We start from the raw sequence: 9995 nt of genomic DNA on the forward strand, positions 1-9995 counted from the left end.
TGGACTCGCGTACGGAAAAGGCACGTCGGCTCTGGGAGCGCCGCGCGGGCCGATACGACCTCGGAGGCCACTGCGAACACGCGGCCATCCGCGACACCAGGGAGCTCCTGTGCTCCGGCGCGCGCGGACGCACCCTGGAGGTGGCCGTGGGGACCGGGCGGAACCTGCGGTACTACCCGCCCCAGGTGGAACTCACGGGCTTGGACCTGAGCCCCGCGATGCTCGCCAAGGCCCGAGAGAAAGCCGATGACCTGGGACGGTCGATCACCCTGGTGGAGGGCGACGCGCAGACTCCGCCCTTCCCCGACCGTTCCTTCGAGACCGTGGTGTGCACGCTCTCCCTGTGCACCATCCCCGACCAGGAGAGCGCCCTGCGGGAGATGCACCGCGTCCTGGTGCCCGGCGGCCGGCTGCTCCTGGTCGACCACATCGAGTACACGCGGATGCCGTTGCTGTTGCGGGAACGCCGACGCGCACACCCGCGCAGGCTCCCCCGGGAGATCGCCCGAGAGGTCGGTTTCGAGGTGGGCCACCACGACCGGCTGTTCTTCGGACTGGTGGAACGCGTGGTGGCGCACCGACCGCACTGATCGGTGTGCGGGCCTCCCCATCGCCACACGCAGGACGCAGCCCCCGTCCCCCTCCCGTCAGGCGCATACTCTGGGATCGTCCGCCGTTACCGACCCGCCCGAGGTGGTCCGATGATCCGCCCTGCCCACCCCGACGACGTTCCCGTCATCAACCGGATGATCGGTGAACTCGCCGAATACGAGAAGGAACCCGAGGCGGCGGTGGCGACAGAGGACGACCTCCACCGAGCGCTGTTCGGTCCGGACGCGGCGGTGTACGCGCACGTCGTGGAGCACGAGAACGCCGACGGCACCGTCGTGCCGGCGGGGTTCGCCCTGTGGTTCCTCAACTACTCCACCTGGACCGGCAGGCACGGGATCTACCTGGAGGACCTGTACGTACGACCCGAGATGCGCGGCCACGGGTACGGCGGGGCCCTGCTGCGCAACCTCGCGAGGATCTGCGTGGAACGTGGCTACGCACGCCTGGAGTGGTCGGTGTTGAACTGGAACACCCCCGCCATCGGGTTCTACGAGTCGTTGGGCTCCACGCCCATGGACGAGTGGACGGTCCGTCGTCTGGACGGCGACGCGCTGGTCGCTGTGGGTTCCGCGCGGACCTGAGTCCGACCATTCGTCTCGGGTTCGGCCATCATCGGTCGGACACGATCTCACTTCCCTGCGTCAGTGGCAGGGTGAAACGAGATACATTGCATTCAAGCGGCAACCTCGCCCCCCGAAGGAGGGACGTGACCGAAGAAACCGCTGTGCCCACGGCCGACGCCACCGGTGTACGCGACGCCGTCACCGTCAACATGCCCGCCGACAGTGCCTATCTGTCGGTGCTGCGGACGGCCACGGCCGGCTTGGCCGCTCGACTCGACTTCACCCTCGACGAGATCGAGGACCTGAGGATCGGTGTCGACGAAGCCTGCGCGATGCTCCTCTCCCAGGCGCTGCCCGGCACAGAACTGACCACGGAATTCGAACTCACCCCTGACGGAATGCGCATCTCCGTCTCGGTCCTGACCGCGGACGGGCGCCTCCCGGCCCGCGACACCTTCGCGTGGACCGTACTGTCCGCGCTGGCGGGGGACGTGGACGCGGGGGTCGGACCGGACGATCGCGTCTACATCGTCCTGTACAAACGTCGCGGCACGCTGGAGCCGGCGTGAGCGAAAGGGGGCCCGCTCTGACAGCGAAGACCGAGCACGCGGTGCCCGACCGGGCGCGCGCGAGAGCGTTGTTCGAGCGCCTTAACGAACTCGACGCGGACTCGCCCGAACGGCGCGCCATACGTGACGAGCTGGTGGAACTGCACCTGCCGTTGGTGGAGTACCTGGCCCGACGGTTCCGTAACCGTGGTGAGTGGTTGGACGATCTCACCCAGGTGGCCACGATCGGACTCATCAAGTCCATCGACCGGTTCGATCTGGAGCGCGGGGTGGAGTTCTCCACCTACGCGACCCCGACGATCGTCGGTGAGATCAAGCGCCACTTCCGGGACAAGGGTTGGGCGGTCCGGGTTCCCCGCCGCCTCCAGGAGCTGAAGCTCTCGCTGACCAAGGCGGTCAGCGACCTCTCCCAACGGGAGGGGCGCTCCCCCACCGTCGCGGAGTTGGCCCAGCACCTGCAGATGACCGAGGAGGAGGTGCTGGAGGGCCTGGAGTCCGCCAACGCCTACTCGACGGTGTCGCTCGACGCTCCCGACAGCGGTGACGAGGACGCACCCGCCGTCGCGGACTCGCTCGGCATCGTGGACGAGTCGCTGGAGGGCGTGGAGTACCGGGAGTCGTTGAAGCCGCTCCTGGAACAACTCCCACCCCGAGAGAAGCGGATCCTGCTGCTGCGCTTCTTCGGCAACATGACCCAGTCACAGATCGCCCAGGAGCTGGGGATCTCGCAGATGCACGTGTCCCGTCTGTTGGCGCGGACCCTGGCCCAGCTGCGCCAGGCACTCACCACCGACGATTAGCGGTCGTTCGGGCGCCGGCGGGTTCTGCCCGCCTCTGGCGCCCGAACACGGCCTCGCCGTCACTTTCTCTTGGGCGGCGTCTCGTCGGGGTACAGCGCGGCGGTCGTGGGCGGTGCCAGGACGGCGGCGGCCGTGACGACGGCCGTGACGAGCATGACACCACCGATCACGTACTGCTCGCCGGTGAACATGTAGTACGCCACCACCGCCATGAACAGCTGGGTGACCACCACCGGTGTGCGCGACCACTCGCGCAGTTGCAGCAGCCCACGGGCGACGAAGATCAACAGGCCACCGACGCCCAGGCCGATGACGGTGAGCGGGATCGCGGAGGAGGCCACGTCCGTGGCCTCGCCGGCGATCGCCGTGTACAGGCTGTAGAGCCCGCCGACGGCCGCGACCAGCCCGATCAGGGCCTCCAACGCGGCGGCGATGATGAGAGTGATGGGACGCGAAGACACGCGTCAAACCTATACGGGTCCACCGCCCTCTCCGGCCCCGCCCCTGGCACGGTTCTCCGCGACCCCGACCCCCTACACTGGCCGGGTGCGCGCCCTCTTCATCGTGAACCCCAAAGCGACCACGACCACCGATCGCACCCGCGAGGTGATCCTGGGTGCCTTGAGGTCGGAACTGGACGTCACCGTCGTGGAGACCTCCTACCGCGACCACGCCCAGAAGTTGGCGCGAGACGCCGCCGAGGGCGGTTTCGAGCTGGTGCTGAGCCTGGGCGGCGACGGGACCGTCAACGAGGTCGTCAACGGGCTCCTGGCCGTCCCCGAGCGGAAACGCCCCCGTTACGCGGTCATCCCCGGGGGCAGCGCCAACGTGTTCATTCGCGCCCTGGGGGTCTCCGGTGACCCGGTGGAGGCGACCGGGCAGATCCTCGCGGCGATCCGTTCCGGCCGTGAGCGCGAGGTCAACCTGGGCCGGATCACCAGCCACCTGGACGATCGCTACTTCACGTTCTGTGCCGGGTTCGGGTGGGACGCCGACGTGGTGCAGCAGGTGGAGCACGAACGCGAGAACGGCCGGAAGGCCACTCCCGCCTTGTACGCGGAGGTCGCGGTAAAGCTGTTCTTCGGTGGGGATATACGCGACCCGTCACTTACCGTGTCGACCGGCGGAAGGTCCCTGGAGGACGTCTATTTCGCCCTGGTCACCAACACCACACCATGGACGTACGCGGGGGCCCTACCGCTTCAACCGACCCCGTCCTCCCGTTTCGAGCTGGGCCTGGACGCTTTCGCGCTGACCCGCTCCTCGTACTGGTTGACCGGTTGGGTACTTTCGCAAATGTTCCTGCCCAAAGGCCTTCCAGGGCGGGGCGAAGGCTACGTGACCTGGCACGACCAGGGTTCACTGCGCATCACGTCGAACCACCCGAGGGCCTTCCAAATCGACGGTGAATACCTGGGTGAGCGTGAAGAGGTCAACTTCCAGTCGGTACCGAAGGCATTACGAATCTTCTGTTAATTCCGGCGAATGAAGCCATTCCGACCTACTGTGACGCACCCGACACGTCGATCAGGACCTTTGACCTCGGGAACTCTTGCGTGCCTGTCGTGACCCTGTCACGCTCAAGATATCGCCGCGAGTTACGGGCGAGTTAATACGAGCTCTTCCCACATGGCCGTGGGATGAAAGCTCGACCCTCCCGGCCGGAGACCCGTTTCCGGTGAGCCTCCCGCCGGGTGCCCTTGCACAGCGATCGTGAAAAGCTTCACAATCTGTGAGGAGTGGACCGCATGGACTGGCGCCATGACGCAGCCTGCCGTGACGAAGACCCCGAACTCTTCTTCCCCATCGGCGACTTCGGGCCCGCACTGATCCAGGTCGAGGAGGCCAAAGCCGTCTGCCAACGCTGTCCGGTGAGCTCCGCCTGCCTCAAGTGGGCGCTGGAGAGCGGCCAGGACGGTGGGGTCTGGGGTGGCACCTCCGAGGAGGAACGCCGCCGGATGCGCAAGCGCAGCGGCTCCACGCAGCGCCCCATGGCCCGTAGCCACTGAAGCGCGTCCCCTCCCGGGACCCTCCTTTCGAACGACGAACGACGCCGAACGATCCCCGCCGGCGCGGGCGGGGACCGGCTCACCTCCGACGGGACCATCCCCTGAGCCCGTACGAAGCCCGCGGCCCCTCCCCCGGTTCCTAGGGGAGCGCGCCCTCGGGGTGTTCCAGCGGCAGGCTGATCGCGATCTCCGTGCCGCCGCTCTCCTTCGGCTTGATCGCCAGGGTGCCACCGAGCTCGCCCACGATCAGGGTGCGCACGATCTGCAGACCCAGACTCGTGGCGCCCTCCAGGTCGAAGTCCTCCGGTAGGCCCCCACCGTCATCGGAGACGGCCAGTTCCAGACTGCTCGGCCCCGGGAACCCGGGCCCGGTGTCGAAGCGCTGTACCCGCACCTCGATCTTGCCCGGCCCCTGCCCCAGCCCGTGTTCCACCGCGTTCTGCACCAGTTCGGCCAGCACCATCGACAGCGGCGTCGCCACCAGCGCGTTCAACAGGCCGAACCCACCGATCCTGCGCGGGACGACCACGTCACCGGTCGAGGACACCTCCGCCGCCATCTGCATGACCCGGTCGGCGATGTCGTCGAAGTCCACGACCTCGTCGGGTGTGTGCGAGAGCATCTCGTGCACGATCGCGATCGAGCCCACGCGGCCCACCGCCTCGTCCAGCGCGGCCCGTGCCTCCGGCACGTCCAGGCGCCTGGCCTGCAGACGCAGCAGCGCGGCCACGGTCTGCAGGTTGTTCTTCACCCGGTGGTGGATCTCCCTGATGGTGGCGTCCTTGGTCATGAGCTCGCGCTCGCGCCGACGCAGCTCGGTGACGTCGCGGATCATCACCAGGGCCCCTATGCGCACCCCGTCGATGATCAGCGGAATGGCCCGCAGTTGGACGGTGACGCCGCGCGCCTCCACCTCGGCCTCCTGCGGCGCCCGGCCGCTGGCGGTGTAGGTGAGGTTCTCGTCGCGCGCCTCTCCCTGCGCGGCCAGTTCCAGGGTGGTGCGGTCAAGGCGGGCCCCGACCAGGTCCGCGGTCAGGCCCAAGCGCCGGTAGGCGGACAACGCGTTGGGGCTGGCGTAGACCACCTCCCCGTTCTGGTCCAGTCGCAGCAGACCGTCGCCGACCCTCGGGGAGCGCACCATGAGCGGGCCCTGGTCGCTGAACGGGAAGGCGCCCTCGGCGATCATCTGCGCCAGGTCGCCGGCGCTCTGCAGGTAGGTGAGCTCCAGCCGGCTGGGCGTGCGCGCCGAACTGAGGTTGGTGCTGCGTTGGATGACGGCGATGAGGTTGCCCTGGCGACGAACCGGAATGGTCTCCTCGCGCACCGGAACCCCGCCGGACCAGTCGGGGTCGCCGTCCCGGCAGATCCTTCCCTCGCTCCAGGCCCGATCGATCAGGGCGCGGCGGCCGACCACCCTGAGCCCGGAACGGGAGGTGACATCGGTCATGTCGTCTCGCAGAACGGTCTCGACCAGGTCGTCCTGGAAGGCGGTGGGGCCGGTGGTGGGTCGCATCTGGGCGATCGCCACCCAGCCGTCGTCCTCGCGCAGACGCACCCACAGCACGAGGTCCGCGAAGGAGAGGTCGGCCAGGAGCTGCCAGTCCGAGACCAGGGAGTGAATCCACTCCAGGTCCGCCTGTTTGAGTGACGTGTGGCGGCGAATGAGGTCGCTGAGGTGAGGCACTCACAAATCATCCCATGAAGCCGTGCATACTCAAGGGATACGCACTCGACCAATGGTCCACACCAATCGGTGGCCGAAAGGGTCGGCCACCGGCCATCACGGCACGGGATGTGCGTGGCGAACACTGGACGCGGCGGAGGAGACTGATGACGGTTCAGCGGGCGTTGGACGGCAACCCCCGGGTGCCCAAGTACTACCAGGTCAAGAAGCAGCTACTGGAGCTGATCGAGGCGATGCCGGCGGGCAACCCGGTCCCGCCGGAGCGTGCCTTGGCCACCCAGTTCGGCACCTCTCGCACCACCGTGCGGCAGGCCCTGACCGAGATGGTGGTCGAGGGCCGCCTGCTGCGCATCCAGGGCAAGGGCACGTTCGTCGCCAAGCCGAAGGTCGCCCAGATCCTGCAGTTGACCAGCTACACCCAGGAGATGCGCGCCCACGGTCTGCACCCGGCCACCCGCATCCTGGACGTCAGCTACATCAACGCCGACGACCAGCTCGCCGAACTCCTGGCGATCCGCTCCGGTGGTCGTGTACTGCGGATCGAACGGCTCCGATTGGCCAACGGCGAACCCATGGCGGTGGAGACCGCCCATTTGGCCGCACGACGCTTCCCCGGGCTCCGACGGCAGCTCGACCGCTACGCGTCGCTCTACGAGGCTCTGGCGAGCGCGTACGACGTGTCCCTCGCGGAGGCGGAGGCGTCCATCGAGACCGTACTGGCGACCCCGAACGAGGCCCGGCTGCTCGGCGTGGACGTGGGTCTGCCGCTGGTCCTGCACTGCCAGCACAGTTTCGACGGTGACGGCCACCCGGTGGAGTGGGTGCGCTCGCTCTACCGCGGTGACCGGTACAAGTTCGTCACACGTTTGCGCCCCCCGATGGACTGACCGCCCGCAAGGACCGCCCGCGGCCGACAGGCTCAGCCGCGGGCGAGCACCCGGTCCAGGGCGTCGACCACACGGGGGTCGTACTCGCTGCCGGTGTCCATCCGCAACCGTTCGATCACCGCGGAGCGGCGTTCGTCCTCGCGCGTGTCACCGACGAGGTCGTCGAAGGCGTTGGCGACCTTGATGATGCGGCTGCCCAACGGGGGCACGCCCTCGTCGCCGTCGCCACCCAGCGGTTCGCACTGGCGGCGGACCAGTTCGGCGACGTTGTCCAACACACCGGTCTCCCGGATGATCGCCGAACCCAGCTCGGCGATGCGGCGCTGCTCACGTGGTGAGGACAGCACGGTGGCCCCGCCCGCGATGGGTTCGCGCAGCGACAACTGACCGATGTCGTGCATCAGCGCCGCGTACTCCAGCTCCAACAGCTCGCGCTCGGCCAGGCCGAGCTCGCAGGCGATGCCATGGGCGAGCCGGCTCACCCTGCGGGAGTGCCCGTTCTCGACGTAGCCGCCCACCTCGGTGACCCGGGACAACGCCCGCACCGTCTCCAGGTAGGTGCGGCGCACCTCGGCGTGCCGGCGGAAGGCCACCTGGGAGACCAGTAGCGGGGCGCTGAACACCAGCAGGCCGACCAGCCCGGTGACGGTGCAGGCCAGCGCGATGAGCACACCGCTGGAGGCGATCGCGACACCGGTGGCGACCTGGGCCCTGGCCTCGTCCTGGGCGGCCACCCACGGGCGGGTGCGCAGTCGTTCCGCCCGCAGCAGCGCGGAGATCGCCACGTCCAGCAGCCAGGCCGCCATGATCAGTCCGATCATGATCAGGGCGAGCAGGATCGACGGTTCGGTCAAGGACAGGTGATCGGCCAACGGCCGGAAGGCCGCGGCCAGCAGCAGGGCGGTGAGCACCCGGCGGGCGACCCCCTCCACCCTGGGGCTGCGCCCCACGGCCACGTGCGGGAGTTCGCCCAGGGCCACGCCCAAGGCCACCACCGCCACGACCTGGCCGACGCCGTGTTCGACCGGTTCCCCGCCCAGACTGATCAGGTACGCGTAGGCGATCGCGCCGGACAGCGCGATCGGGGCGGACTCCCGGTGCCCGGGCAGGTTGATCCTGGCCAGCTCGCCCGCGGCGATGACCAGACAGAACGCCAGGGCGACCTCGGGGTCGACGACCCCGTTGACCGCGGTACCGACCAACGCGGTCAGGGACGCGGCGCCCACCCCCGCCACGAGCAGGGCACGCAGGGGGCGCGAGGTGTTCCAGAACGGTTCGCGCCGACGCTGGAGCTCCAAGGCGCCGCCCTCGGGCCCGACGCCTTCGGGGCCCACGGACGCGGGTCCGTCCGACTGCTGTTGTGTCATCACCGGTCCTGACCACCCGTCACGGCTCCGGCCGAGGTGGACTCGGCGACCGTGGCCGCGCCGCCGTCCTTCTTCGCCGGGGCCGGCACGGGTGTGCCGGTGGCGGAGGTGGAGTCGGCCTTCTCGGTGGAACCGTAGCGGCCACCCGGAGGCTCGGTGATGTCCGGGGTCTGCCAACCCTCTCGGCTGACCGCGCGGACCAGGGCCTCGACCATCCGGGGGTCGAACTGGGTGCCCGCGCACCGGCGGAGCTCGACGATGGCCTCCTCCACCGACCAGGCCTTGCGGTAGGACCGCGTGGAGGTCAGGCAGTCGAAGACGTCGGCGACGCTGATGATGCGGGCGGACTCGGGGATCTCCATCCCGACCAGACCCATCGGGTAGCCGCGCCCGTCCAATCGTTCGTGATGGTGGCGGATGCCGGCGAGGGCCTCGTCGAGGAAGCTGATCTCCCGGACGATCTCGTAACCGCGGGTCGGGTGCAGCTTGATCGCGGCGTACTCGTCGTCGGTGAGCTTGCCGGTCTTTTGGATCACCTTGGTCGGGACCCCGAGCTTGCCGATGTCGTGGAGCATCCCGGCGTACCGGATCTTCTGCACCCGCTCGGCGGACATGCCCAGCTCGGCGGCGATCATGGCCGAACCCTCGGCCACCCGCATGCAGTGCCCGCGGGTGTAGTAGTCCTTGGTCTCCACCGCCTGGCACAGGGTGGCCAGGGTGGCCTCGTGCGCACGCGCCTCCGCGGTCTGCTGCCCGAAGGTCCATCGCGCGATGAACAGCGGCAACAGGATCAGCAGCGTCGCGACGACACCGACCGCGCCCCAGACCGCGGCGATCGCCAGGCCCAGCATCTGGTAGCCGATGGAGGAGATCTCCAGGGCGACCAGGGGACGCCAGCGTTGGGGCCGACGACCCGGGGCCCGACGGGGGGCGCCCAGGCACCACATGAGGATGGCGATGAGCGCCGAGTTGAGCACCGTGTAGGTCAGGACCGCCGCGACGTACGGGAGCACGATCCCGGGGAAGTCCGACTGGGTCGGCACCCCGACGGTCCCGCCGAGCAGGAGGTAGACATGTCCGGTCGCGTAGCCCGCGATCGCGTACTGGGCCCCGTTGAAGGCCCGCTTGACCAGGGCCTGTCGTCGAAGGGCCAGAGCGCAGGAGAACCCGACGACGGCGGCGCCGACAGGACCGACCAGAACGACCGCGGCCAGCGCCACGGCCGAACTGGGCGAGATACCGGCCTCTTTGACGTCGACGAGGACGTGTGTGCTGATCGACTCGGCGACCACGAAGAGGACCACCATGAGCGCCAGAGTCCCCAGGTCGATCCCTTGATAGGGACCGATGAGCACAATGGCCACGGCACTGACAACGATGATCCCTACGTAGACACGCGCGCCCCCTGGAAGAGCCCGCACCCCCGTTCACCCCCCACCGACGACGACCGGACTGTCATGGTTTCACCGGTTCTGTTCTACCACCAGGTCCATCCGGTAAAAGC

Annotated in this window: 11 protein-coding genes; 7 read left to right on the forward strand and 4 right to left on the reverse strand. The window is 68.7% G+C overall.

The window, feature by feature from the left end:
• From K8V84_RS11150 to K8V84_RS11165, 4 genes are all read left to right on the forward strand, one after another.
• Positions 1-590 (forward strand): class I SAM-dependent methyltransferase (locus tag K8V84_RS11150; protein ID WP_304073913.1); only part of this gene is annotated, 590 nt, incomplete at its 5' end.
• 111 nt (positions 591-701) lie between these two features.
• On the forward strand, positions 702-1193 hold the full coding sequence (locus tag K8V84_RS11155) for a GNAT family N-acetyltransferase (protein ID WP_304073915.1): 492 nt from the start codon (positions 702-704) through the stop codon (positions 1191-1193).
• A 125-nt stretch (positions 1194-1318) separates the two neighbouring features.
• Positions 1319-1744, forward strand: a complete 426-nt coding sequence (locus K8V84_RS11160; RefSeq protein WP_067601466.1) for an anti-sigma factor — start codon at positions 1319-1321, stop codon at positions 1742-1744.
• A 41-nt stretch (positions 1745-1785) separates the two neighbouring features.
• A complete protein-coding gene (locus tag K8V84_RS11165) occupies positions 1786-2544 on the forward strand; it encodes an RNA polymerase sigma factor SigF (protein WP_304073928.1) in 759 nt (252 codons plus the stop codon).
• 59 nt (positions 2545-2603) lie between these two features.
• Here K8V84_RS11165 and K8V84_RS11170 read toward each other — a convergent pair whose 3' ends face one another.
• Positions 2604-3005: a hypothetical protein gene (locus K8V84_RS11170; RefSeq protein ID WP_304073919.1), complete on the reverse strand. Its 402-nt coding sequence runs from the start codon at positions 3003-3005 to the stop codon at positions 2604-2606.
• Between the two features lie 85 nt (positions 3006-3090).
• On the opposite strand from K8V84_RS11170, the gene K8V84_RS11175 reads away from it, so the two are divergent.
• On the forward strand, positions 3091-4020 hold the full coding sequence (locus K8V84_RS11175) for a diacylglycerol kinase family protein (protein WP_304073920.1): 930 nt from the start codon (positions 3091-3093) through the stop codon (positions 4018-4020).
• A gap of 272 nt (positions 4021-4292) precedes the next feature.
• On the forward strand, positions 4293-4553 hold the full coding sequence (locus K8V84_RS11180; RefSeq protein ID WP_304073921.1) for a WhiB family transcriptional regulator: 261 nt from the start codon (positions 4293-4295) through the stop codon (positions 4551-4553).
• A 139-nt stretch (positions 4554-4692) separates the two neighbouring features.
• Here K8V84_RS11180 and K8V84_RS11185 read toward each other — a convergent pair whose 3' ends face one another.
• Positions 4693-6237 carry a sensor histidine kinase gene (locus K8V84_RS11185; RefSeq protein WP_304073923.1) on the reverse strand — a complete coding sequence of 515 codons (1545 nt, stop codon included), beginning with the start codon at positions 6235-6237 and terminating at the stop codon, positions 4693-4695.
• Between the two features lie 146 nt (positions 6238-6383).
• On the opposite strand from K8V84_RS11185, the gene K8V84_RS11190 reads away from it, so the two are divergent.
• Positions 6384-7124 (forward strand): GntR family transcriptional regulator, encoded by a 741-nt coding sequence (locus K8V84_RS11190; protein WP_304073926.1) that lies wholly within the window; start codon positions 6384-6386, stop codon positions 7122-7124.
• 32 nt (positions 7125-7156) lie between these two features.
• On the opposite strand, the gene K8V84_RS11195 is transcribed toward K8V84_RS11190, so the two are convergent.
• Both K8V84_RS11195 and K8V84_RS11200 read right to left on the reverse strand, forming a co-directional pair.
• Positions 7157-8491 (reverse strand): HD-GYP domain-containing protein, encoded by a 1335-nt coding sequence (locus tag K8V84_RS11195; protein WP_304073927.1) that lies wholly within the window; start codon positions 8489-8491, stop codon positions 7157-7159.
• Entirely contained in the window at positions 8491-9846 is a 1356-nt protein-coding gene (locus K8V84_RS11200) for an HD-GYP domain-containing protein (RefSeq protein WP_304073930.1), read from the reverse strand. Before K8V84_RS11200 ends, K8V84_RS11195 begins: the two co-directional genes overlap by 1 nt.
• Between the last annotated feature and the right edge of the window lie 149 nt (positions 9847-9995).

The sequence above is a fragment of the Nocardiopsis listeri genome (assembly GCF_020741345.1).
GTDB lineage: Bacteria > Actinomycetota > Actinomycetes > Streptosporangiales > Streptosporangiaceae > Nocardiopsis > Nocardiopsis listeri_A.

Bases quoted from the DNA above. Each gene is read 5' to 3' on its own strand.
- K8V84_RS11155 (WP_304073915.1), top strand. From the start codon at position 702: ATGATCCGCCCTGCCCACCCCGACGACGTTCCCGTCATCAACCGGATG.
- K8V84_RS11180 (WP_304073921.1), top strand. From the start codon at position 4,293: ATGGACTGGCGCCATGACGCAGCCTGCCGTGACGAAGACCCCGAACTC.
- K8V84_RS11190 (WP_304073926.1), top strand. From the start codon at position 6,384: ATGACGGTTCAGCGGGCGTTGGACGGCAACCCCCGGGTGCCCAAGTAC.
- K8V84_RS11195 (WP_304073927.1), bottom strand. From the start codon at position 8,491: ATGACACAACAGCAGTCGGACGGACCCGCGTCCGTGGGCCCCGAAGGC.